21 protein-coding genes are annotated in these 25,892 nt (G+C 44.9%); 1 reads left to right on the top strand and 20 read right to left on the bottom strand.

Features of this window, described 5'->3' with window-relative positions; genetic code table 11:
- Nucleotides 1-62 precede the first annotated feature (62 nt).
- The 4 genes from G632_RS0114035 to G632_RS0114050 form a co-directional block, all read right to left on the bottom strand.
- On the bottom strand, nt 63-1,481 hold the full coding sequence (locus tag G632_RS0114035; protein ID WP_022769992.1) for an ABC transporter substrate-binding protein: 1,419 nt from the start codon (nt 1,479-1,481) through the stop codon (nt 63-65).
- Nucleotides 1,482-1,580: 99 nt separating this feature from the next.
- Complete coding sequence (locus tag G632_RS0114040) at nt 1,581-3,266, bottom strand: sensor histidine kinase (RefSeq protein WP_022769994.1); 1,686 nt, start codon at nt 3,264-3,266, stop codon at nt 1,581-1,583.
- On the bottom strand, nt 3,266-4,681 hold the full coding sequence (locus G632_RS0114045) for a phosphoglucomutase/phosphomannomutase family protein (RefSeq protein ID WP_022769995.1): 1,416 nt from the start codon (nt 4,679-4,681) through the stop codon (nt 3,266-3,268). The genes G632_RS0114040 and G632_RS0114045 overlap by 1 nt, the downstream gene beginning before the upstream one ends.
- Nucleotides 4,678-7,095 carry a GH36-type glycosyl hydrolase domain-containing protein gene (locus tag G632_RS0114050; protein WP_022769996.1) on the bottom strand — a complete coding sequence of 806 codons (2,418 nt, stop codon included), beginning with the start codon at nt 7,093-7,095 and terminating at the stop codon, nt 4,678-4,680. The genes G632_RS0114045 and G632_RS0114050 overlap by 4 nt, the downstream gene beginning before the upstream one ends.
- Nucleotides 7,096-7,399: 304 nt before the next feature.
- Between G632_RS0114050 and G632_RS0114055 the strand changes: the two genes are divergently transcribed.
- Nucleotides 7,400-9,442 carry a HelD family protein gene (locus G632_RS0114055; RefSeq protein ID WP_022769998.1) on the top strand — a complete coding sequence of 681 codons (2,043 nt, stop codon included), beginning with the start codon at nt 7,400-7,402 and terminating at the stop codon, nt 9,440-9,442.
- Between the two features lie 35 nt (nt 9,443-9,477).
- On the opposite strand, the gene G632_RS0114060 is transcribed toward G632_RS0114055, so the two are convergent.
- From G632_RS0114060 to rpoC, 16 genes are all read right to left on the bottom strand, one after another.
- Nucleotides 9,478-10,392: a DUF4097 family beta strand repeat-containing protein gene (locus G632_RS0114060; RefSeq protein ID WP_022769999.1), complete on the bottom strand. Its 915-nt coding sequence runs from the start codon at nt 10,390-10,392 to the stop codon at nt 9,478-9,480.
- The gene (locus G632_RS0114065; RefSeq protein ID WP_022770001.1) at nt 10,382-10,981 is read right to left on the bottom strand and encodes a DUF1700 domain-containing protein; all 600 of its coding nucleotides are present in this window, start codon (nt 10,979-10,981) and stop codon (nt 10,382-10,384) included. The genes G632_RS0114060 and G632_RS0114065 overlap by 11 nt, the downstream gene beginning before the upstream one ends.
- Nucleotides 10,974-11,291, bottom strand: coding sequence for a PadR family transcriptional regulator (locus G632_RS0114070; protein WP_022765129.1), 318 nt, complete (start codon nt 11,289-11,291; stop codon nt 10,974-10,976). Before G632_RS0114070 ends, G632_RS0114065 begins: the two co-directional genes overlap by 8 nt.
- Nucleotides 11,292-11,418: 127 nt before the next feature.
- On the bottom strand, nt 11,419-11,721 hold the full coding sequence (locus G632_RS0114075) for a LiaI-LiaF-like domain-containing protein (protein ID WP_022770002.1): 303 nt from the start codon (nt 11,719-11,721) through the stop codon (nt 11,419-11,421).
- Nucleotide 11,722: 1 nt separating this feature from the next.
- Entirely contained in the window at nt 11,723-12,322 is a 600-nt protein-coding gene (locus G632_RS0114080) for a hypothetical protein (protein WP_022770003.1), read from the bottom strand.
- Between the two features lie 17 nt (nt 12,323-12,339).
- The gene (locus G632_RS0114085; RefSeq protein ID WP_022770005.1) at nt 12,340-12,765 is read right to left on the bottom strand and encodes a hypothetical protein; all 426 of its coding nucleotides are present in this window, start codon (nt 12,763-12,765) and stop codon (nt 12,340-12,342) included.
- A complete protein-coding gene (locus G632_RS0114090) occupies nt 12,762-13,286 on the bottom strand; it encodes an RNA polymerase sigma factor (protein ID WP_022770006.1) in 525 nt (174 codons plus the stop codon). The genes G632_RS0114085 and G632_RS0114090 overlap by 4 nt, the downstream gene beginning before the upstream one ends.
- Before the next feature lie 104 nt (nt 13,287-13,390).
- Nucleotides 13,391-14,542 carry a GGDEF domain-containing protein gene (locus tag G632_RS0114095; protein WP_022770007.1) on the bottom strand — a complete coding sequence of 384 codons (1,152 nt, stop codon included), beginning with the start codon at nt 14,540-14,542 and terminating at the stop codon, nt 13,391-13,393.
- 44 nt (nt 14,543-14,586) lie between these two features.
- Complete coding sequence (locus G632_RS0114100; RefSeq protein ID WP_155828896.1) at nt 14,587-15,693, bottom strand: hypothetical protein; 1,107 nt, start codon at nt 15,691-15,693, stop codon at nt 14,587-14,589.
- A 139-nt stretch (nt 15,694-15,832) separates the two neighbouring features.
- A complete protein-coding gene (locus G632_RS0114105; RefSeq protein ID WP_022770010.1) occupies nt 15,833-16,288 on the bottom strand; it encodes a GNAT family N-acetyltransferase in 456 nt (151 codons plus the stop codon).
- A 198-nt stretch (nt 16,289-16,486) separates the two neighbouring features.
- Nucleotides 16,487-16,969: a GNAT family N-acetyltransferase gene (locus G632_RS0114110; RefSeq protein WP_022770011.1), complete on the bottom strand. Its 483-nt coding sequence runs from the start codon at nt 16,967-16,969 to the stop codon at nt 16,487-16,489.
- 504 nt (nt 16,970-17,473) lie between these two features.
- Nucleotides 17,474-18,664: an elongation factor Tu gene (tuf, locus tag G632_RS0114115; RefSeq protein ID WP_022765122.1), complete on the bottom strand. Its 1,191-nt coding sequence runs from the start codon at nt 18,662-18,664 to the stop codon at nt 17,474-17,476.
- A gap of 143 nt (nt 18,665-18,807) precedes the next feature.
- A complete protein-coding gene (gene fusA, locus G632_RS0114120; RefSeq protein WP_022770013.1) occupies nt 18,808-20,925 on the bottom strand; it encodes an elongation factor G in 2,118 nt (705 codons plus the stop codon).
- Nucleotides 20,926-20,979: 54 nt separating this feature from the next.
- Complete coding sequence (gene rpsG / locus G632_RS0114125) at nt 20,980-21,450, bottom strand: 30S ribosomal protein S7 (protein WP_013281752.1); 471 nt, start codon at nt 21,448-21,450, stop codon at nt 20,980-20,982.
- 150 nt (nt 21,451-21,600) lie between these two features.
- Complete coding sequence (gene rpsL, locus G632_RS0114130) at nt 21,601-22,023, bottom strand: 30S ribosomal protein S12 (protein WP_022770014.1); 423 nt, start codon at nt 22,021-22,023, stop codon at nt 21,601-21,603.
- A gap of 131 nt (nt 22,024-22,154) precedes the next feature.
- Nucleotides 22,155-25,880, bottom strand: a complete 3,726-nt coding sequence (rpoC, locus tag G632_RS0114135; protein WP_051154954.1) for a DNA-directed RNA polymerase subunit beta' — start codon at nt 25,878-25,880, stop codon at nt 22,155-22,157.
- Between the last annotated feature and the right edge of the window lie 12 nt (nt 25,881-25,892).

Raw genomic sequence — 25,892 nt, forward strand, 5'->3', positions numbered from 1 at the left:
GACCGGCGAATACTTATTGTATTGCCGGCCGAAACAGGATTCAAAGGAAATAAAGTTCTAAATTACTCTAATGTGTCTTTGTAGACATCAATACCTTCCTGAACTGCATCTGCTGCAGAAACGTTGCCTACTACGATGTCAGGCATTCCATCGAATGTTGATACTCTGCAGTCACCGTTGAACAGATCCTGTACAGCGCCTGTAAGAGATGTAACACCACTCATCATAGCCATAGCCTTAACCTGAAGTGCATTGAACTGTGTCTCGTCAACAGCTGGAGCATTCTTAAGAGCTGAAGCTGTGTGCTGTGCGAATAAAGGAACTACCTCATCACTTGTCATGTGCTCAACAAAGCTGACTGCTGCTGCCTTCTTGTCGGGATCTTCCCAAGCCTTGGTTGTGATGTAGTAACCCATTGAAAGTCCGCCGATCATATCTGTGGTCTTTCTGTTGCCCTTTCCGGGGAAGTAAGTTACATCAAAGTGGCTGAGCTTGTCAGCGTCGATTGTGCTTGGATCCTCAGGATCTGACTGGCATGAACCAACAATACCGCCAACCTTCCATGAACCGTCGAGAAGGAATGCTGCCTTGCCGTCTGTGAACATAGCGAAAGTCTCATCATCTGTTGCTGAAAGAGTGTTATCAGGGAAGAAGCCTTTCTCATAAAGGTCCTTGATATCCTCAAGTCCTGCTACCCACTGAGCGCCTGTTGTATCATCTGCTGCGCCGGGGATGTCAAGATGGTTGTCAGGTGTCTGCTGATTGAAGATTGCAAACTCCCACCAGTAATGAGGAATGTTTCCAAGAGCTGCTGCGATAGGAGCATATCCTGCATCCTTGATCTTCTGGCAGTCCTCAAGGAACTGATCCCATGTATAGTCTGCGCCGGGCATTGCTACGCCTGCAGCGTCAAGAACTTCTGTGTTTACGAACATTGCTTCCCAGTATCCGTTTACAGGAACTGCGTACTTTTTGCCATCTGCAGGAGATGCTGCGATGAGGTCGTCGTTCATGTTTGATGCATACTCAGGGAACTCTGCTCTGATGTCATCGATTGAAACAACCTTGCCTGCATTAACGAAATCATTTGCATCTGCTCCGTTGAAGAAGAACAGAACGTCAGGCTCTGAACCTGTCTCAAAGTCTGTGATGATCCTTGTCTTGAAGGTCTCATCTGAAGTTGCTGAAGTATCACTTACTGTGTTTCCTGTAGCCGCTTCCCAGTCTGCAACAGCATTCTTGTAATTCTGTGCATTGGAATCCTCACCTGCAAAGGTAGTAGTTACAGTGATCTCAACCGGGCCTGAAGGCTCAGTAGTCTCAGCCGGTGCCTCTGCCTCTGCTGCTGGTGCTTCTGCTGCAGGAGCTTCTGCTGCAGGAGCCTCTGCTGCCGGTGCCTCGGGTGCTGTGCTTCCGCAGCCGACCATACCAATAGTCATAACTGCTGTCATGAGCACTGCTGTCAGATTTTTAAGTTTCATACTTTCTCTCCCTTCTGCGCATACCCTTATGCGCATGTGTTACGTTTTTTCTGATTATAGGATAGCAGTGCTATAGCTTTATTCGGATTGCTGAAATTGTCAATTTTTGACAAAAATAGTGCTGATAGTGTTTCCGTTTCCGTCTGTTTCAATAGATAGCCTACTTTCAGAGCCGTAGAGCATCTTTAGTCTCCTGTGGACATTGCGGATACCGATCCTGGTGGAACGCTCTTCAAGGGGCTTGATGTCCATATCGTCCGTCAAAAGCTCTTTTATCTTGGCGAAATCATCATCACTTGGAACACCCGGGTTTATTATGCGGATCTTCATATCCACCTTCTCGCCCTCGCAGGTGCCTTCTATCTCCATCCTGACTCTCCTTACGCCGTCCTCCGAGTAGCTGTACTCTACTGCATTTTCAATGACAGGCTGAATGATGAGCCTTGGAACCTTTACATGTAAAAGAGCTTTATCAATGTGTTCTTCGTAGATGAACCTGTCCTGATATCTGCACTTAATTATGTAGATATAGGCATTTACATACTCAAGTTCCTCAGACAGCGCGATCAGTGACTGCCTGTTTCTGTCCATGGTTGCGCTCATCATTACAGAGAGCGCTTCGATCATGCTTGATACCTTCTCCTGTCCGTTCATCCTTGCTTCCCAGTTGATGATCTCCAGAGTGTTATTAAGGAAGTGCGGATTTATCTGGGACTGAAGGGCGTGGATGTTGGCATCTCTAAGTGCGATCTCCTCAACGAAGATCTTGTTGAACTGTTCTCCCAGCTTGATGCTCATCTTGTTGAAGTTCTTTGTAAGGTCTGCAATCTCGCCGCTCTGGCCCTTTGGCTGAGCCACCACTTCTCCGTATTCGCCCTCGGCGATTTTCTTGGAAGCCTCGGTAAGAGTGATGATCGGCCTGTTGATCCTTCTGTTAAAGAAGTAGAAAAGCAATAGGATCAGCGGAACCAAAAATACTATCAGTATCATGAAGGTTATGTTGATAGGTCTTTTCTCAAGTCCCACAGCAGTTCCGTCGTAGGATACGGAAAAGGTAAACTCGCCGTCTACGCTCTTTCTGGTGCAGGTTACAACGTCAGATGATGCGCTGTAGTTTCCCTCGCTGTAAAGTACTTCATCCTTAAAAGAGATTTCCATTCCCCGATACTCCCAGACGCTCTTTAAACTCTCGAATACCTCCTGTGGATTGATCTCCATAACAAGGACAGCATATCTCTTAAACCCTCTTCCGATGAGGTTTCTGATCATATATACGTGTCCGTTCATAGCAAAAAACTCTGTCCTGGTATCAAGGTCTTCTGATATGGAAAGAGCTTTTTCCTGCACCTCATCCTTAAAGAACCTGAACCTGGATACACTTCCTCTTCCCGTGGTATTACCCGTGTAGTAAAGAGTTCCCGGCTCATCGGTAAACATCAGGACCGTTATGTCAAAGCTCGGATCATACTTATAATGCGCAGACAAAAAAGTGGTGACCTGGTTGTAGAGCTTTCCGGAATCTCCGCTCTCCTGATACTCTGCCCAGTAGTCACCTATATAGGAAAGATATGATGCATCCTTGGATGAATCAATGCAGTCCAAAAGGCGGAGGATACTGATATCCGCCGCCTTTTCCATAGATGTTGTTATAAGTCTCTGGCTCTGCCTGTCGATCCTTCCGGAAACCACAACAAGAAAAGCCACAACAATGGCAGTAAGAGGCACAAACCATCCCAGTGCCAGCATTCTAAGCATCTGCCATTTAAGAGAATTCTTTCTTTTCATCAGTCACTAAGCCCCAACAGATTTTTGTAAGCGTCACTTGCCTTCTCTGCCAGTGCCTTATCCGGCATCTCGCAGAAAATTCTAAGAAGCGGTTCTGTACCTGAGAATCTTACACAGATCCATCCCCCATTCTTAAAGTATACCTTACAGCCATCAAGATAGGAAGTCCTCTCCACCTCACACTCGAAGGTCGGAACCACCTTGTCCTCCATGAGGAGCTTCTGGTACTCAGGCTTTTTCTCAGCCCTGAAGGAGAAGTTCTCTTCAAGCATGTAAAAACGCCCGAATTCTTCCTGAATATCGTCGTACATTTCAGATATCTTCTTGCCTGTAACTGCAAGCATCTCAACAAGAAGTGCAGCTGCATATACGCCGTCTTTTCCGTTGATATGTCCTCTTACTGTAAGTCCGCCTGAGGACTCGCCTCCTATGAGGGCATCAGTCTCGGTGATCTTGGCCGAGATGTGCTTAAAACCTACAGGGACTTCATAGCTCTTTTCCCCGAACTTCTCTGCGATCCTGTCGAGCATGTGAGTTGTGCAGAGGTTCCTCACAACCGGTCCGCTCTCGTGTCTGTACTTCACCAGATAGTAATACAGAAGAACCAGGATATCATTGGGAGAAAGATATCTTCCCTTGTCGTCAACAACACCGATCCTGTCGGCGTCTCCGTCTGTTGCGATTCCTATGTCGCACCTGTTGTCGATAACGCAGGTCTTTAGAGGGCTCATGGCTGCCTCATTAGGCGCAGGGAGCTTGCCTCCAAAGAGCGTATCGTGACGGCCGTGAATGGTCTCCATCTCGCATCTCGCTGTAAGGAGTATGGTCTTGATTGCTGTCTCACTTACGCCGTACATAGGGTCAAGCGCAACTCTGAGGGATGCCTTCTTAACCGCTTCCACATCGATCCTGTCCAGGATGTTGTCGATGTATTCGTTGATAGGATAGAACTCTTCAATAAGGCCTGCTGCCTTGGCATCCTCATATTCCATGGAAAGAACAGGGAGAGTCACCTTATCGATATACTCCTCGACCTGCCTTGTCTGCTCTTCATCTGCATCTCTTCCGCCTGCGGTAAAGAGCTTGATGCCGTTGTAAATAGCCGGATTGTGGCTGGCTGTTATCATCATTCCATAGGGAAGATCATGCTTCATAACATAGAACATAACAAGAGGTGTCGGGCTTGACTTATTGATAAGGCTGGCCTTTATTCCTGCTGCTGCGAACACGACTCCTGCCCACTGCATAGCCTCTTTTGATAAAAACCTTCTGTCGTAACCAAGTACGATTCCCTTATCCGCCACGTTCTCATCTTTCATCTTGGCTGCCATGGCACTTGCCAGGATCTGAACATTCTCCTTGGTAAAGCCGTCACCTATGACAGCTCTCCATCCGCCTGTTCCGAATTTGATCATCTCTCTTCCCCCTTTAGTCCCATTACTATATCCACTGCGTGCTCTTCGCCGATGCCAAATACAGGAATCTTTGACGCCTCTCTGCCATCGATATAGATCTTCTTTACACCTTTTTCTACGTGATCGGAATTGATGACACTGATGTTGTATGTTGCACCTCTGAAGACTCTTGAAACCTCAAAGCCATCCCAGCTCTTCGGTATGCACGGGTCAACGACAAGCTCATCAAATCCCGGCCTTATGCCAAGCATATAGTGTGTCATTGCGAAGTATGCCCATCCGCCGCTGCCTGTCATAAACGGGTGATGTGCCCTTCCGTAGGTTGTATGGTCCTTGCCGGAAATGAACTGACAGTAAGAATATGGCTCTGCCCATCTCTTCTCTATGCTGTCGTTCTGATAATACGGGCACAGGCTCTTGTAATATTCAAAGGCTCTCTCGCCGTTGCCCATTCTGCACTCAGCTGACCATACCCATGGATTTGGATGGGAAAAGATACTTCCGTTCTCCTTAAGTCCCGGGTAAACCCTGGTGACAAATCCTACCTCATCGTCGGGCTCCGTGTAAACCGGTGCGTTGAGCATGATTCCGTAAGGTGTTGCCAGCTTATAGTGGATTGAGTCGAGAGCTCTTTTTGCCTTATCATCATCTGCTGCGCCGGAGAGCACTGCCCAGGCGTTGGATTCAAGATGGATCTGACCCTCCTTGTTATCCTTGGTTCCGATCTTTCTTCCGGACTTCGTAAAGCCGCGCAGGTACCAGTCGCCATCCCAGAGGGTGTCATTGAGGCTTTTTTTGAGACCTTCGATCTTCTCTGAGAGCTCTTTTGCAAAAGCAAGGTCACCTGTATATATAGCCGTCTCCTCAAGGCAGATGAGCGCCCTAAAGAGAAGGAATGAAACCAGCGCACTCTCTCCGCCGCCAAGGTTAAGACAGTCGTTCCAGTCAGCGCGAAGTCCTTTACAGATTCCGTTATCGCCAACTTCCTTAAGGGAGAAAAGAACTATCTTCTTCATGTGCTCGTATACGCTGCCCGTTCCGCCGTCGGCGTATCCGTACTCTTTACTGAGGAACTCAAAATCTCCCGTCTCCTTGACGTACTCAACTATTGAAGGAACCAGCCAGAGTGCGTCGTCAGAGCATGCATCCGCAAGTCCGTGGACCTTGGATGCACCCTCTGGCTCGGGTATAACGGTGGGAGACTTGAAGGGTTTTTTCTTCTTTTCTTTTTCTTCTTCAGGCAGGAACCAGCGGGGCTCAAAGAGGTGGATTCCGTATCCGCTGCTTGTAAGAGCGCGAAGAAGTTCAATTATTCTCTTCTTGCAGCCTTCCGGGTTTGAAGCGATTACTGTCATGGCATCCTGAGCTGTATCACGATAGCCAAGACCTGTTCTTCCGCCCACCTCGATGAAGGAAGCAAACCTTGAAAACATTACATTTATCTCTGCCTGATATAAGGTCCAGGTGTTGATCATGACATCCACACCCTTCTCAGGACTCTTTACCGCAAAGCGTCTCTGCTTATCCAGCCAGAAGTTCTTAAGGCCTTCGTAAGCTGCGTCGAGTTTTGCAGGGTCTTTGTACTTTTCCCTGATAGCGTCTGCTTCAGCATATCCGCCCTCTCCGAGGAAATAGATCAGCCTTACCGATTCATCTGGCTTTAGCCTTAAGTTCTTTTGAAGAGAAGCACAATGGTTGCCTCCCTTCTCAAATGAACCGGTAAGACTCCCCCTCTCGACCGCTTTTGGGTTGGTCTCAGTGTTGTAGATTCCGATGAACTCATCCCTTAGGCACTCAAAGCCGTCGGGCTCAAAGTTTGAAGTAAAGTACTGATACCCCTCCTCGTAAAAGAGGTCATAGAGGATGGTACCTTCCTTGTACTCGCTGCCTGCGCAGTAAAGGCTCATCTGGAAATTCTGATTATCTATGGGAACATGATGATACGAAAATTCTGCATAGGAAAAGACAGAGAGATCTCTTTCCTTATCGCTCTGATTAGTAATTACAACATCCCAGATAAGAGCATTGTCTCCTATGGGAATACTGAGTTTCTCGCTTGCCTTAAGGCCTTTGTACTCGCACTCGTAGGTGGTTACGCTCATGCCGTGACGGGTGGTGTACTTTGCCTGATCAAGTGGCTTACCAACCGGCTGCCAGGAGATGCTGAAGTAATCGCCGTCCTCATTATCTCTTATGTAGATGTAGTCACCGGGCCTGTCCATGGGAATCGCATTGCCTCTAAACCTTGTGATCCTGTGGTACTCAGGTGACTTGTAAAAGAGATATCCGCCGGCTGTATGGTTGACAACAGCGCACATATCCTCCACTCCCAGGTAGTTAGTCCAGGATGTGGGAAGGTCAACTCTTTCAATGACGTACTCATTGTTTGCTTCATCAAAGTGTCCGTATCTCATAATTTCCTCCCTTTCTACTTCTGACTATAGTTTAGAAAATCCAGGCAAAAATTAAATGCCCCATTTTGGCTTGTTTTTTGTTCAATGCCAAAATTGGACATGGGGGAGTCAATGGGGACGGTTCAGTGTGAGTCAGTGGGGACGTTTCAGTTTGACTCATTTTGTGAAACAAAATGAGTCAAACTGAAACGTCCCCACTGACTCACACTGAACCGTCCCCACTGACTCCCCCATGTCTTGCCAATCTATGTTATACTGAAAAGACAACCTAAGGTTTGTTTTGAATTTACAAGGCAGGTAATTTATGAATAAAGAAGAACTCAAATTGGAACAAGAGCACTTAACCAATACATATAACAAGCTCCTGGATATGAGAAAAGACTTAGAAGACAAGATCGTATCCCTGGATGAGAAGGCTATGGAGGAAAAGAACGATATCCGCGACAACCTCCGTTTCGACTACGCAGATGACGAGACAGCCTTTGAGACTTTGGGCGAGATTGAAGTCTGGAACAGATATATCGACTCCTACAATGTAGAGGTCAATTCTCTGGGAAAGCGTCTGCGTACCATAACCAAACTTCTGGAGTCACCTTATTTTGCTAAGGTCACCCTTCAGTTCGATCCGTCAGAAGAACCTGAGAGCTACTACATCGGCAGAGCTTCCATCTCCGAGAATCGCTATCAACAAATGATAATCGACTGGAGATCTCCAATCGCGGAAGTTTACTACAATCAGGAAAACGGTCACACCCACTACACCGTGGATGACAGGGAGATTCCTGTGGACCTTAAGCTCCGCAGGCAGTTTGACCTTACCAAGAACAAGCTGAATGCCTATTTTGATACTCAGGTTGCAATTGAAGACCCGATGCTTCTTGCATCTCTTTCAGAGACCAGATCCGACAAGATGCAGGCTATAACCGCTACCATTCAGAAGGAGCAGAACACCATCATCAGATACCCGGATGTTCCGGTTCTTCTTGTTGACGGCATCGCAGGAAGTGGCAAGACTTCCGTACTTCTCCAGCGTATTGCATATCTCTTTTACCAAAAGAGAAATACCCTGCGCCCGGACCAGGTGTGCCTCATGACACTCAATCCCGTATTCAGGGATTATATCGACAACGTACTTCCGGACCTTGGCGAGAGCAATCCCGTAACCGTGACCTGGCAGGAGTTCCTGATGAGGCTCCATGTGCCTTGTGGCGACACCTCACAGGATTACACCGATACAGACAGCCTCCAGAAGATAAAGGATGGGCTGCTGAGCCTTGTGCCTGAGGAAGATGATTTCTTTGATGTTAAGCAGAAAGAAAAGCTCGTTCTGTCAAAGAGCGATATTCTCTCCGTTGTAAGGCGCTTCAACCAGTTCCCTATGGGAGTTCGTCTTATTCAGATTGCATCGGATGAGCTTGAGCAGAGAGCCAAGAACTCTCTTCGCAACATGGATAATAATAGCGGTGAAGAGTCAGAGAGCGCTCCGGGATCCGAGAAGGCCGAGGAAAACCTTATTGAGAACGACTTCGGCGGAGCACTCAGCAACATCAGGCATTGCAGCTGGGTAAATGTTAAGCATGTAGCCCAGAGGATTCTTAAGAGAGATGACATAACTGCTGCCGAGTGGCTTTACACCAAGATTCTCCTGACCGGCATCTGCGATAAAAATATGCGCTATGTAATGGTTGATGAGATTCAGGACTACACCATGGCTCAGCTTCAGGTTCTTTTCAAATATTATCCGAATGCGCGCTTCATGCTGCTGGGAGATGAGTTCCAGTCAATCCGCAGGGGGACACTGACCTTTGACGCTATTGAAGAATTTGCGAAAAATGAGAATAAGTCTTTTGCCCTGCTGCCTCTTATGACCAGCTACAGATGCTCGCCCGAGATCACGGACAAGTTTGCAGCAATTCTCCCGGATGCCAAGAAAATGCTGGTATCCTCAGTAAAACGTCCCGGGGAAAAGACCTTTAGCAAGGCCTTTGGTACTGACAAAGAGTACTATGCAGAGCTTAAAAAGCTTATAAAAGAATATTCAGAGATGAAGGGGCTTACTGCTGTTATCTGCAGAAATCCTCTTAACATCGAAAAGATCATTTCTGCTCTCGGAAAAGATGCGCCATCTGAAATAACTCTTCAGGATGCTCTTCCGGAGAGCGGAGCTTTCCTTATTGAACTTGCTCTTGCCAAGGGACTGGAGTTCGACCACGTGATCCTGGCAGATGCCGATGAAGAAAACTATCCAAGCGATGAGATAGGCGACCACTGCCTGTACACTGCAATGTCAAGAGCTACTCAGCACCTGGCAATACTTGCTAAGGGCAAACTGGCTGAGAAAGCATAAATGAACCCTAGGGACTCCGTCCCCAGGGTTCATTTTCAGTTTTCAACTACTATATCAATATCTCCGGACCCGGTTCTGATCACACAATTTCCGCCGTTTCCATCACCCGGTACATTCACATCACCGCTGCCGGCCTTAGCATCAAAGGATTTGGCTGTCTTAACAGATCCTGTAATATCTCCGCTTCCTGTCTTGAAGTTCATTCCAAGACTGTCACACCTCTTTAAGAAAATATCACCGCTTCCTGTAGAAGCTTCCATGGATGCTGAAGCGATCACATCTGTCAGGAACAGTTTGCCGCTGCTGGATTTTGCAAAAAAGTCTCTGGAGCATTCAAGATTTTCTACGGAAATATCTCCACTTCCTACAGTGATATTAGCTGATTTACATCTTGATTCCGCAAGCCAAAGCTGTCCGCTGCCAAGCTTTGCATTTATCTCATCTGCCTTAACCTTGAAGATATATCCATCTCCGCTTCCCATTGCTACGTTAACATCCCGGAAAGTAAATGCATCCTCCATCTTGATGTCTCCGCTTCCGATGTGGATCTTAAGGTTCTGGTATTCATCCTCAGGAAGATAAAGCTGTGAGGTGAAATCGTTAACTGAAAAGAGCCCATCGAGATTCATAACACGACTATCAAATTTTTCTTCAATCTTCAAAGTCTTGCCACTTACAGAAACATTGAACTTGACATTGTCGTTCTCGCCACAGATAAGATAAGACTTGTTGTTATCGGACTTTTTGAACTCAAGATTCTGATCACCTAAATCTATATCAATATTCTCAAAATTCTCTGTAATGTCTTTAGTTACTGCTTCGTACTGATTATGTATAACAGATTCCTTAATATCTCCAGCAGCTGCTCTGAATGATGCAGCAGCCATTACAAGTCCTGTAATAAGCAGCATTGATGCTACAATTATCGCCATCTTCTTCTCAACTCTCATCAGATTTACCTCCTACAAACATCTTCTTTATACCAACCGCCATTTTCTTGCTCAAAAACAGCATTCCTCTTGTCACCTGATTAAATCCAAAGAACAGCAAAATCCCAAGTCCAATCAGCGCCATTCCGCATCCGATAAAGAATGTCATTACCGGTACGCCTCCTGTCTGAATAATAGCTCCGATAACTCCTGCAATTCCGCTTACGAATACCGAAAGATCTATCACATAAAGAGAAAGAATTATTATCCAGAAGCACAGATACAGCACCAGACAAACAACAATAAATGATAGAAGCAGCGGAAGCCAAACCGGCGATCCCAAGATCAGCAGAATGATCTCCCATGCTTTGAATGATCTCTTCGGTGTGATCTTCTCTTTTACAATCCTTGTTATCGGAATCTCTTCAAGGATCTTGCCTCTTATCTCTTCTATACTTCCAAGTGCCGCAACCGCTTCCTCTTCAGGCATTCCGTCTTCTATGCGGTCATCGATCATCTCTGTATAAAAGTCCACAGATCTCTTGATATCTTCCTGTGAAAGCCCCATCAGCCCTGCGGAGAGCTGATTTACAAACTCTGTCTTATTCATGCGCATCCTCCCTCGTCACAAATTCATAGATCTTCATCAGTTCCTTCCACTCTTCCTCAAATGCCTTAAGTCTGGAAAGTCCTGCATCCGTTATGTGGTAATACTTCCTTAGCCTTCCGTTATGCTCAGCCGATCTGACCGTTAAGAGCTGCTGATTCTCCAGGCGTCGAAGTATAGGGTAAAGAGTTGACTCCGATATCTCTACGTATGAACTCATATCCTTGACTATCTGATATCCGTAGGAGTCTTCACTCTTGATGGCAGCCAGAACACATACATCCAAAAGTCCTCGCTTCATTTGATTTTCCATCGCATTACCTCCTGTTACACAATACTATATGTCACATAGTATTATGTGTCAAGCACTATTTTCAAAAAATAAAAAAGAGTCAGTGAGAAACGTCCCCACTGACTCACTGACTCTATATCCAATTTACTTAAAACATCTGGCTGAATGTAAAATGCTGAAACATCAGATCCGCTCCGGCCATGCACATTGCAAAGAACGCCAGGAAAAACATAAGAACTATGGCTGCCTTATCATAGACAACACTTTCGGGTTTAAGATTTGATGCCAGTACTTCAACGCCAAGCCCTATAAGAATCAAAGGCCACAGCTTAAATATCACATCATAGCTTATTACGCTTAAGAACAAGTGAAGTATAAACATAACTCCGAATGCAATAAACGCAAATCCGGTGGTTATGGATCCCACTCTATGGGTTCTTACAATCTCCATATCACGCCTCCTTTGAATTAAGGCTCTTATCCTCTATCTGAGCAATATCTGCAATAGGCTTTACATCTGCATCAGATGTGGTATCCAGCTCTTTTTTCTTACCTACTACCATCCTGATACCTACAATAACCATAAGGATAGAGATTACCACCTGAGGAATATTGCTAAGTGCAGGATAGATATCATCCCAGTATCCTTCAGGGATCAGACGATACAGTATACCGGAGAAATAATCCCAGATTAGGGCTGCGCCGATCACGATGAGAGCTGCTGCGATCCATTTCTTAGCAGTCTTACCTGAAACCTTACTGAAGTTAAGGTCTGAGAACTCTTCCCAGATATATTTGTCTGTCATTGCATCAAAGGTCATATCATCCATACCCGCATAATTTCTTGCATGGAAGAATCCATAGAACCACATTACTGCGCAGATTGGCATCAGGAAATCAAGACCTCCATAAATAACGACCAGTGCGAAGGGCAACAGGAAAAACAGCATCAGGCTAAAGCCGTTTTTCATGAATCCCATGTACATCTCTGCTGCTCCGGGCAGGAATGAAAATAAAAATGTAAAAAATCTGTTCTTCTTTTTCTGTTTCATTGTATATACCTCCAACTTTACTCAAACCAGTTTTTAATATGCGACTGTATAAAAGCTTCTGTTTCTTCCAAATGACCTGTATTAGAGTTTTTCTGTAAAACCTCTTCTTTGGTAGGGGCAGGTCTGCTTGATAGGACTTCTTCTCTTGATACTACATTTCTTGTTAAGACAGCTTCCTCTCTTGACGGAATGCCCACCTTTGTTTCAGGAATGAAAGGAACTATGCAGACAATGGCAATTGCTGCAGCTACCGCAAATGCGACACGCAAGCAGTATGTACTGAACTCTACTGTTTTCCTGCGCTTCTTGTGCTCTACGAAAGATAAAACTTTTCTCTCGATACCTGCCGGTGCCTGAACAAGCTCTTTTCCCTCTACATCCATGATCAGTTTGCTCAGCTCATCATCGCTTAGATAGGGTATTATCTTATCTTTATCGCTCATGCAAGTAGGTCCTCCTTCCTTATAGTTTTCTTTAGCATTTCTCGCGCTCTGTAGATATGCGACTGTACAGTCTTAAGTGGTACCCCGATTCGAATCGAGATTTCTTTTGCCGTAAGGCCCTCTTCAAAATGGAGCTTAGCCGGCGTCCTGTATGGTTCCGAAAGTCCATCGCAGCTGTTTCTGAAAGCCTCCATGATGTCTGCTGCAACGAACTGTTCCAATGGTCCGTCCCGTCCTGACCCTTGAGTTTGTGGCAGCTCATCATTTGGAGTCGCCACAGCCCGTCTCTCAGCTGCCCTTAAGTAGTCGATGCACTTGTTGCTTGCAATCCTGCACAGCCAGGCCTTTTCTGAAGAACCATCGAACTCATTTATATGTTCATAGGCCGAAATAAAGGTTTCCTGCGTGATATCCTCCGCGGCAAAATAATCACCGGTCAGCTTAAGACATACAGAGAAAACAAGATTCTTGTACGTGCTCATCAGCTCTATTAACTTTTCCTTAGAATCTGTTTTCCCCATCTTTTTTTCCTTTATTTCGCTCTCCTCATATAATATAACGAATCACGCACATAAAAGTCTGCAAAAAAATACGACTTACAGAAATTTTTCTGTAAGTCGCATGATCATAATCCTTTCTTTTTCTCATCATACATAGCAGCGTCGGCCTTCTCAATCAGGTCTTTTAACGAATCATCATCATCCAGGTCAGCAATACCTATGCTGATTGTCAGGTCAAATGGAAGCTTTTCCTCCTCTGCAAGTTCCGCAAGCCTTGCATTTATGTTGTTCTTTAGCTCCTCGTTTGTCGCACCACCTTCTGAAGAGGCCAAAACAACAAATTCATCACCGCCATACCTTGCAATGATAGCCCGACGCCCTGAGTGCTTGCAGCCTTCGCGCAGTGCCTTAGCAATCAGTTTAAGAGCGTTGTCTCCCTGCAGATGTCCATAGGTGTCGTTGATGTGTTTGAAATGATTAGCATCTACCAAAAGGAGATATATCTTTTCCTGCTCGCCCTTGCCCCTCTTTAGCTGCTCAAAGGAAAGATTAAGCTGTTTCCTGTTATTGAGACCGGTGAGCGGATCAAGTGAAATCAGCTCATCAACCCATATAAGATACAGCACAAGCGTCGCCAGAGACATAGCCACGCAGGCTACAGGTAATCTGGGATAGATAAACTGTATGATTCCAGCCACACCCGGCGCAACCGGAAAAAGAAGTAGCCGGATCAGTACTTTTTTATCCTGCTTAGTGTCTTTTCTGATGATGTTTAGAATGATCCTGATCCATGCCAGGGCAATGTATGAATATGACAATACATAAGTAAGAATAAACAGTGGTCCTCTGTGATATGTTCCGTCATCACCAAAATAAAACAGATATTTGCCAAAAAGATTGCCCAAGAGCAAAATACCCATGAGCCACATGAGTATTGCTGACTGCCTGACCCTTCTCATATCCTTGGCAAAACTTGTATCACGGATAAGTTCAAAATATAGAAACCAAAAGAAGCACATGCTTGATGTAGCGAAAAAATAGACAGTCTTACAGGCAACAAGAATCCTTCCATCGCCCGGAATAACATGATTAAGCACCATTTGAGACCAGGTGTCCGAAATGAAGAAAACCATCTCCGATATGATGGACATGACAAAATTTCTCTGAGCCACCATCTTGGATAGTCCCCGCGTTTTGTGAAGGATGATCCATATCAGTATCAGAGAAAACAGATTCAGTTCAAGATATAGAATCGCATATTCTATGTTTGCATCCATAGAATAATTATACTCTATTTTCCGTAGATTAGTGTTCTCTGATTTTACTGCTCACCAATATATTCAAAACTAATCCCATCATCATGAGATACGTAAAGCCCCGATGGGTGCTTTTCAAGCTCCTCGTTATAATAATCCCCAGAATATTGGCTCTGCCCCACCAGCATATAGAGATCCTCGCCATCTTTCCAGACCTTTTCAGGAATTGTGAATGGGTTATAGATGCTTCCATCTGCCAGTTTGACCTTGGCTGAAGGGTAATTTATCTGGGTAAAAGACCTTCCTCCGTCCGCCGTTCTGTAGAGAAGAGCGTCATCTCCTCCGTTATAGGTAAGGCATGAAAATCCAAGATTGGTATCATCAATAAACTCAATCCAGCTCGCTGCTCCGCCGCTTCCGCAGTAGGGATCGTCATTGACCAGCACAACCTTTCCGTCGCTGTCTCTCTTGGCTGTAAGCACGTAGTAACTGCTTCCTGCTGCCCTGTCGACAGGTATCATTCCATATGTGATTCCATCCGCGGTTGTATAGGAGCACTCCGCTTCATAGTCCTCGTACCCTTCTCCGCTGCCGTCATCCTCAAATGCAAGCTTCTCATAATCTGCAGGTATCATAACCTGATAATCTGTAGCATTCAGCTTCTCATCCAGAAAGCTGTACAAGCCTTCGTACAGAGCCTCTCTGTCATACCCTCCGCTGATATACGGAGACGGGTCAAAAGACTCTTTTGAAGGATACATGCTTATGATAATCTCCTTATACAGCCACGGAGCTTCATCATACGGAATCTCCGACAGACATATCTCCATCCACTCGCATATATCATCGCAAAACCAGTTCATATCCTGCATTCCGTTCTCATCCAGGATTGGAACCATCACAGTTCCCATCAGCGTCTCGCTACACTCTCTGTCCTGCCAGTAAAGCGCCCTCTGGATCTTCTCCGGAAATGTATCCTCAGCCAGACCAATAAACTTATAAAGCAGCTGATTCTCATGCATCTTCTGCTGCGTTTCTTCATCAGTCTCTTCGCTTGTATCTACCGCTGCCTGATCCTCTATATTCTGTTCCGATATTACCTCATTTTGAGAAGAGCATGCAGATAGTGTAAGCATGCCCAAAAGAACTATTCCAACAATCCTTGTTTTCATAACACTCCACTCCTTAACCATTAATCCCCCTATACAAGATTAATGATCCCCGGGGGCGGAGTCAAGGGCTCATTTTTTGAACCCCGGGGACGGAGTCAGTGGCTCATTTACTGCCTTATTATCATATCTTCCAACGGGTTCATCGATTCATATAAAAGGTTACAATCTCTACGTTCCCATCCATCCTTTTTTCTCCTAAACTGAACCCACATTTCTCAGTGTAGAACTTAACATTCCGACGCTTGTCAGCAGGTGTAACTAAGGTTATCTCTTTCCAATCAGAGCAGACAGATAACATGTACTTGAATGCCTCTGTACCTATTCCCATTCCTTGATATTCCGGTATAACACACAGGCAGCCAAGGTAGTATCGTCCATCTCCTTCGTTTTTGAAAGAAAGCGCCCCGATTGGAGTATTATCACCTAAAATGAGGTATTTCGTAAAATTCTCAAAAGATTGTTCCATATGTTCTTTTGTCTGTCCATAAGCAGGGCACTCCCCATAAAAGACATAATCATCATAAAATGAAGCATTATATATATTAACCAACAGCTCTGCGTCTTCTTTGACCGCTTGTCTATATTTTATCGTCATGATTTGCCCCCAAAATCTTCTACTATTCTCGTGTTAATATAATTTTCTCTCCGTTCTTGTAACTAACATGTTCGCTATCTGCCTTAAATCCCTGCTTTTTCATCACCTTGATCAAGGTATACATGAAGAAACCATGTGTGACTATTGCACAATTCTCATTTAGTCGATACCACCGTTTTTTCTAAAACTCTCCGCATTCTACAATTTCAAAGCAGCAATTATTTCTTCTCCATCCATATCCCCAGTCTCTATAAATCCAAAAGACTCATAAAGAGCTTTTGCCACTTTATTGTCCGGTTCATATGATAACCAGCAATATTCTGCCCTGCCACAAGGAAATGTCTTTATGAATTCAAGAGCAAGTTCTATTGCTTTTCTGCCATAACCCTTTTGCTGATATTTCTTGTCTATCATAAGACGCCAAAGATTATAGTTGTTGTCTGCAATTGCTGGTGCATCATCCCAATAGTCATCTTTGTCATATCCAATCATAACGAAACCCACTGGAGTATCGTCATCATAAATACCAAAAGGATAAGCGTAACCATTATTGGTGATAGTCGTATAAGCCTCAATAATACTGACATCATTAGCAGCGACAAATTCTCTCTGCTCATCATTAACAGATAGTTTTAATATATCCCAAACATTTTTACCATTTATCTTTTCAATTCTTAGCATACGGTTATCCCCCAACAAATTTCACTCATGTCTCCCTCAGACACATGCTTAAATCATATCATAATTAGAACAAGATTATAGCTCGGAAATTAAGATACGGTTTTACAAAATCTCATCTATCATTATATCCATGCAGAAAGTGGTTTGCATTATCACCCTTATCCCTGCATTTTTCTTGAAAATGACTCAAATAGGTATTTGGATGTGATTTAGTCAACATTTTTGTCCTTTTTCTTACAATTCTCAATGGAAAAAGTGACTAAGAAAATGATATAAACACATCATAGTCACTTGTAACTCTAAGAACTAGGATAAATGAGGGGTAAATAGTGTCTAAGAACATGAAAAAGAGATTCCTTAGTCACTTTTTCACTTTTAGATCAAAATATAGCTTTCATGGCAACGGTACTAAATATTTCGATACCTTTACGCAAACAAAAAAGAGCTCCAAGCACAAGGCTTGAAGCTCTTTATAAATTCAGTGATCATGCAATCTGATAAGAATTACTCAACGATTGTAGCAACCTTACCTGATCCAACTGTACGTCCACCCTCACGGATAGCGAACTTAAGACCCTGCTCCATAGCGATAGGGTGAATAAGCTCGATAGACATTGTTACGTGGTCACCAGGCATGCACATCTCAACACCATCAGGGAGGTTGCAGACACCTGTAACGTCAGTTGTTCTGAAGTAGAACTGAGGTCTGTAGTTTGTGAAGAAAGGTGTATGACGGCCACCCTCGTCCTTAGTAAGAACGTAAACCTCAGCAGTGAACTTTGTGTGGCATGTTACTGTGCCAGGCTTTGTTACAACCTGACCTCTCTGGATACCATCACGGTCAACACCACGGAGAAGAAGTCCTACGTTGTCACCAGCCTCGCAGTAGTCCATAGTCTTTCTGAACATCTCGATACCAGTACATACAGACTTAGATGTCTCTTCCTTAATACCAACGATTTCGATTTCGTCGTTGAGGTTAAGGTGACCTCTCTCTACTCTACCTGTAGCAACTGTTCCACGTCCTGTGATTGTGAATACGTCCTCAACAGGCATAAGGAAAGGCTTATCTGTCTCACGAGTAGGTTCAGGAATGTATGAATCAACTGTATCCATAAGCTCCATAACCTTGTCGCCCCACTCAGACTTAGGATCCTCAAGAGCCTTAAGAGCTGAACCACGGATGATAGGTGTGTCATCTCCAGGGAACTCATACTCTGTAAGAAGGTCTCTGATCTCCATCTCTACGAGATCAAGAAGCTCAGGATCGTCAACCATATCGCACTTGTTCATGAATACGATGATGTAAGGAACACCAACCTGACGAGCAAGAAGAACGTGCTCCTTAGTCTGTGCCATAACACCGTCAGTAGCAGCAACAACGAGGATAGAACCATCCATCTGAGCTGCACCTGTGATCATGTTCTTAACGTAGTCAGCGTGGCCAGGGCAGTCAACGTGAGCGTAGTGTCTGTTAGCTGTCTCGTACTCGATGTGAGCAGAGTTAATTGTGATTCCACGCTCTTTCTCTTCTGGAGCCTTATCGATCTGATCAAATGCAACAGCAGGTGAAAATCCTCTGTCAGCAAGAACAGTTGTGATAGCTGCTGTAAGAGTTGTCTTACCATGGTCAACGTGTCCGATTGTACCAATGTTTACGTGTGGCTTACTTCTGTCAAACTTAGCTTTTGCCATTTTTAAATATCCTCCTTAAGGTGAAATGTTGTTAATAAACATTTTCATACATAATTTAACCGACTATATCGATTATATTAAAAGTTTGCCGTGAAATCAAGCGTTAACTATGATTTCACGGGACTTTTCTATTAATTTAATGATCAGTTGCCCTTATTTGAAAGAACTTTATCCTGAACATTCTTAGGAACCGGAGCATACTTCTCGAAGAACATTGAGTAGTTACCACGTCCCTGAGTTCTTGAACGAAGGTCTGTAGCATAGCCGAACATCTCAGCAAGAGGCACATGTGCTCTTACGATCTTTCCGCCGCCAAGATCATCCATACCTTCAACCTGTCCACGACGAGAGTTAACGTCACCGATAACATCTCCCATGTACTCCTCAGGCATAGTAACCTCAACCTTCATGATAGGCTCAAGAAGAACAGGTGCTCCCTTCTGCATAGCATCCTTGAATGCCATAGATCCGGCAATGTGGAATGCCATCTCAGATGAGTCTACCTCGTGGTATGATCCGTCGTAAACTGTAGCATGTACACCAACAACAGGATATCCACCAAGTGTTCCGGCCTTCATAGCCTCTTCGATACCTTCGCTGATTGGCTGGATGAATTCCTTAGGAATAGCACCACCAACAACTTCGCTATCAAACTGGTAAAGGTTATCGCCGTTAGCATCCATAGGCTCGAAACGAACCTTACAGTGTCCGTACTGACCACGTCCACCGGACTGCTTAGCATACTTAGACTCAACGTCTACAGCCTTTGTAAGGGCCTCTCTGTAAGCAACCTGAGGTGCACCAACGTTAGCCTCAACCTTATACTCTCTAAGAAGTCTGTCAACGATGATATCAAGGTGAAGCTCACCCATACCAGCGATGATTGTCTGACCTGTCTCAGGATTTGTATGAGCTCTGAATGTAGGATCCTCTTCAGCAAGCTTCATAAGAGCCTCATCAAGCTTCTGCTGACCAGCCTTAGTCTTAGGCTCGATAGCAAGCTCGATAACGGGATCAGGGAACTCCATTGACTCAAGGATAACAGGGTTCTTCTCATCACAGAGAGTATCACCTGTTACTGTGTTCTTAAGACCAACAGCAGCAGCGATATCACCTGAATATACCTTATCAAGGTCTGATCTCTTGTTAGCATGCATCTGAAGGATACGTCCAAGACGCTCCTTGCTGTCCTTAGTACTGTTAAGTACGTAAGAACCTGAATTAGCTGTTCCACGGTATACACGGAAGAATGCAAGCTTTCCTACGAAAGGATCGCTGACAATCTTGAATGCAAGAGCTGCGAATGGGCCATCATCTGTTGACTCAACCTCGATCTCATTACCTTCCATATCTGTACCCTTACAAGCAGGGATATCAAGAGGTGAAGGCATGAACTCGATAACAGCATCAATAAGCTTCTGGATACCTCTGTTTCTGTGAGCTGAACCACAGCAAACAGGGAAAGCCTTACACTCGCAAGTTGCCTTACGAAGTGCTGCCTTAAGATCAGCAACTGAAGGCTCCTCACCCTCAAGGTACTGCATCATAAGGTCTTCATCAAGATCGCAGATCTTCTCAACGAGTTCGCCGTGATAAAGCTCAGCGTCATCCTTGAGTTCAGCAGGGATCTCACCAATAGTAACATCCTCGCCCTTATCATCGTTGTAAATGTAAGCCTGCATCTCGAAAAGATCGATAATTCCCTGGAACTGATCCTCAGCTCCGATAGGGATTTCAATCATAATAGCATTTTTCTTAAGTCTGTTACGGATCTGCTCAACAGCTCCGTAATAGTTAGCGCCGATGATATCCATCTTGTTGATGAATGCCATACGAGGAACATTAAATCCATCAGCCTGTCTCCATACGTTCTCAGACTGAGGCTCAACGCCTTCCTTAGCACTAAATACTCCAACTGCACCATCAAGTACACGAAGTGAACGCTCAACCTCAACAGTGAAGTCTACGTGACCAGGAGTATCAATGATATTGATACGATGCTCTAAAGCACCTGGCTTAGCCTTACCGTTCTCCTGAAGTGTCCAGTGGCAAGTTGTAGCTGCAGATGTGATTGTGATACCACGCTCCTGCTCCTGTTCCATCCAGTCCATGGTAGCAGTACCTTCGTAGGTCTCACCAATCTTGTAGTTAACACCGGTATAGTAAAGAATACGCTCTGTAAGAGTAGTCTTACCAGCATCAATATGAGCCATGATACCGATGTTCCTAGTTCTCTCCAATGGGTATTGTCTATCAGCCAAAGGTATTTCCTCCTATAATAATTAAACCATAGTCAACTCACATTCAGATAAAGATTAGAATCTGTAGTGTGAGAATGCCTTGTTTGCTTCTGCCATCTTGTGCATGTCTTCTTTTCTCTTTACAGCTGCACCAGTATTGTTGTATGCATCCATAATCTCTGAAGCGAGTCTGTCAACCATTGTCTTCTCGCCTCTAGCACGTGAGAAATTAACAAGCCAACGAAGAGCAAGAGCCTGACGTCTATCTGGTCTAACCTCGATAGGAACCTGGTATGTAGCACCACCAATACGTCTAGCTTTTACCTCGAGAGCAGGCATGATGTTGTTCATGGCTCCCTCGAATACTTCAAGAGCAGGCTTTCCAGCCTTCTCCTCTACCTGTGCGAATGCTCCGTATACGATCTTCTGGGCAACGCCCTTCTTGCCATCAAGCATAACTGTGTTGACAAGCTTGGTTACAACCTTGTTATCGTATAAAGGATCCGCTAATACGTCACGTTTTACAATATGTCCTTTACGCGGCACGGTTCTTCCCTCCTTTAGAATTGCAATGATAGTAATAAATCACTGCTTACTACAATCATCGGTACTCACTAATTTAGTGTACGTGCGGTATCTTACTTCTTTATATAGAATAGAACACCAACACTTTAAAAAATTAGATCTGTTGTTAAATTACTTCTTGGCTGCTTTAGGTCTCTTAGCGCCATACTTAGAACGAGCCTGTTTTCTGTCGGCTACGCCTGCTGTATCAAGAGTACCTCTGATGATGTGATACCTTGTACCAGGCAGATCCTTTACTCTTCCGCCACGGATGAGAACAACGCTGTGCTCCTGAAGGTTGTGTCCCTCACCAGGAATGTAGCTTGTAACCTCGATACCGTTAGAAAGACGTACTCTGGCGATTTTTCTCAGAGCAGAGTTAGGCTTCTTAGGTGTAGCTGTCTTAACAGCTGTGCAGACACCACGCTTCTGAGGAGAAGCTGTTGCTGTTGCCTTCTTGTGAAGAGAGTTGAAGCCCTTCTGAAGAGCAGGAGCAGTAGACTTCTTAACAGATGTCTGACGACCCTTTCTAACTAACTGGTTAAATGTTGGCATTCTTTTTACCTCCTATTTTGATATATGCATAAGACAAAGGGGCATAATTACCCCTTTGTCAATACACGCAATTATGAATTATATATTTCTTTATTTTTGTTGTCAACTAAAATTTTTATGACAACCTCGGATTACTCCTCGATATCGGAATCATCCATATCATCAGCATCATCAACAACCTTAGCGCCTTCAAGTCTGTCATCATCGAAATCTCTTCTTCTCTTCTTGAGAATGAGCTTCTCGGGATCCTTGAAGTTTGCATCAGTATTAAGTGCTGTGCTTCTGTATCTCTTCATTCCGGTTCCGGCAGGAATCAGCTTACCGATGATAACGTTCTCTTTAAGTCCGATAAGTGGATCAACCTTACCCTTGATAGCTGCATCTGTAAGAACCTTGGTTGTCTCCTGGAAGGAAGCAGCTGAGAGGAATGAGTTGGTAGCAAGAGCTGCCTTGGTAATTCCGAGGATTACCTGTTTTCCTTCAGCAGGCTTTTTGCCTTCTGAGATAAGAGCCTCGTTGCTGTCCTCGAAATCAAGAACATCTACAAGAGTTCCGGGAAGGAAATCTGTATCTCCGCTCTCATCGATTCTTACCTTCTTGAGCATCTGACGAACAATAACCTCGATGTGCTTGTCGCAGATATCAACACCCTGAAGACGATATACTCTCTGAACTTCTCTGAGGAGATAATCCTGTACTGCACGGATTCCCTTGATCTTGAGAAGATCATGAGGATTTACTGAACCTTCTGTGAGTTCATCACCGGCCTCGATGTTTGTATCATCAAGAACCTTGATACGTGATCCGTAAGGGATGAGGTAAGCCTTTGACTCACCTGTCTCGTCGTTAGTTACGACAACCTCACGCTTCTTCTTTGTATCTCTGATCTCAACATGTCCGTCAAGCTCTGAGATAATAGCAAGTCCCTTAGGTTTTCTTGCCTCGAAAAGCTCCTCTACACGGGGAAGACCCTGTGTGATATCACCACCGGCAACACCACCGGTGTGGAAGGTTCTCATTGTAAGCTGTGTACCGGGCTCACCGATTGACTGAGCAGCGATGATACCTACTGCCTCACCGACCTGAACAGCCTCACCTGTTGCCATGTTAGCGCCGTAGCACTTAGCACAGATACCGTTGTGTGAACGGCATGTAAGGATTGTTCTGATCTTAACTGCCTCTACCGGGCCGCCCTTACTGTTAACGCCAACTGAAAGGATCTTAGCTGCACGAGAAGGAGTGATCATGTGATTCTTCTTAACAATTACGTTTCCGTCCTTGTCCTTGATGGTCTCACATGCATATCTTCCTGTGATTCTGTCCTCAAGTGGCTCGATTGTTTCTTTTCCATCAACGAAGGCCTTAACTGTCATGCCGGGAATTACTTCCTTGCCTTCACAGCAATCAACCTCACGAATGATAAGTTCCTGTGATACGTCAACCATTCGACGTGTAAGGTATCCTGAATCGGCTGTACGAAGAGCTGTATCAGAAAGTCCCTTACGAGCACCGTGAGCTGACATGAAGTACTCCAGAACGTCAAGTCCTTCACGGAAGTTTGACTTGATAGGAAGTTCGATTGTACGTCCTGTTGTATCAGCCATAAGTCCACGCATACCTGCCAGCTGCTTGATCTGCTGGTTACTACCACGGGCACCGGAGTCAGCCATCATGTAGATGTTGTTGTACTTATCAAGACCTGCAAGCAGCTCCTCTGTGAGCTTCTTATCTGTGTCCATCCATGTATTAACAACTTCGCTGTAACGCTCCTCGTCTGTAATAAGACCTCTGCGGTAGTTAGCTGCGATAGCATCAACTGTAGCCTGTGCTTCATCAAGAAGCTGCTGCTTCTGCTCAGGCACTGTCATATCAGCGATAGAAACTGTCATGGCAGCACGTGTTGAGTAGTGGTAACCTGTAGCCTTGATGTTATCAAGAACCTCAGCAGTAGCAAATGTTCCGTGAGTATTGATCATCTTGGTAACAATCTGCTTAAGCTGTTTCTTACCAACCATGAAGTCAACTTCAAGCTTAAGGTAGTTCTCAGGTACACTTCTGTCTACGTATCCAAGATCCTGAGGAATGATCTCATTGAACAGGAATCTTCCAAGTGTAGACTCTACAAGACCGGATACAGTCTCGCCTTCGGCGTTAACCTTCTCCATTCTGATCTTGATCTTAGTCTGAAGTGTGATATATCCGTTTTCGTAAGCAAGGATAGCTTCGTCAACACTCTTGAAGCACTTACCCTCACCAAGGGCTCCGGGTCTCTCCTGTGTAAGGTAGTAAATACCAAGTACCATATCCTGTGTAGGTACGTTTACTGGGCCACCGTCTGAAGGCTTAAGTAAGTTGTTAGGTGAGAGCATAAGGAATCTGCACTCAGCCTGAGCCTCTACTGACAATGGAAGGTGAACAGCCATCTGGTCACCGTCGAAGTCGGCGTTGAAAGGTGTACATGCAAGAGGATGAAGCTTAATAGCCTTACCTTCTACAAGAATTGGCTCAAAGGCCTGAATACCAAGTCTGTGAAGTGTGGGAGCACGGTTAAGCATTACAGGGTGCTCTTTGATAACATCCTCAAGAACATCCCAAACCTGCTCATCAAGACGCTCTACAAGCTTCTTTGCATTCTTGATATTCTGTGAAATTCCTCTGGATACAAGCTCCTTCATAACGAAAGGCTTGAACAGCTCGATAGCCATTTCCTTAGGAAGACCACACTGATAAATCTTAAGTTCAGGTCCTACAACGATAACGGAACGTCCTGAATAGTCAACACGCTTACCAAGAAGGTTCTGACGGAAACGTCCGCTCTTACCTTTGAGCATGTCTGAAAGAGACTTAAGAGCTCTGTTTCCGGGTCCGGTAACAGGTCTTCCTCTTCTACCGTTATCGATAAGTGCATCAACAGCTTCCTGAAGCATTCTCTTCTCGTTACGAACGATGATGTCAGGAGCACCGAGATCAAGAAGTCTCTTAAGTCGGTTATTTCTGTTGATAATTCTTCTGTAAAGATCGTTAAGATCTGATGTAGCAAAACGTCCACCGTCAAGCTGTACCATAGGACGAAGATCCGGTGGGATTACAGGAATGCAATCCATGATCATCCATGCAGGGTCATTACCTGACTCTCTGAAAGCTTCTACAACTTCCAGTCTCTTGATGATTCTTGCTCTCTTCTGTCCGCTTGATGTATCAAGGCCTTCCTTGAGCTCTTTGTACTCAGCCTCAAGGTCGATAGCCTGAAGAAGTTCCTTAATTGACTCAGCACCCATTCCTGCACGGAACTTGCTGCCGAACTCTTCTCTTGCATCCTGGAACTCTTTCTCTGAGAGAACCTGCTTGTACTCCAGTGTTGTATCACCTGGATCAAGTACTATATAGGAAGCGAAGTAAAGAACCTTCTCAAGTACACGGGGTGAAAGGTCAAGGATAAGTCCCATTCTGCTGGGAATTCCCTTGAAGTACCAAATGTGTGATACAGGAGCTGCGAGCTCGATGTATCCCATTCTCTCACGACGTACGCTGCTCTTTGTGATCTCAACACCACATCTGTCGCAGACAACGCCCTTATATCTAATCTTTTTATACTTACCGCAGTGGCACTCCCAATCCTTGGTTGGTCCAAAGATTCTTTCGCAGAACAGACCGTCCTTCTCAGGCTTAAGTGTTCTGTAGTTGATGGTCTCAGGCTTTGTTACCTCACCTCTGTTCTCCTCATCAACCTTGTGGGCCCAGCTCCTGATCTTCTCAGGAGATGCAAGGCCAATCTTGATTGAATCAAAGGTCATAGGCTGATAAGTCTGCTGCTGTGATGGTCTACCACTTGAAGCTTCATTTATTGCTTTATTCATAGTTGAATCAGA

It is taken from the genome of Butyrivibrio sp. NC2007 (genome assembly GCF_000421405.1).
Taxonomy (GTDB): domain Bacteria; phylum Bacillota; class Clostridia; order Lachnospirales; family Lachnospiraceae; genus Butyrivibrio.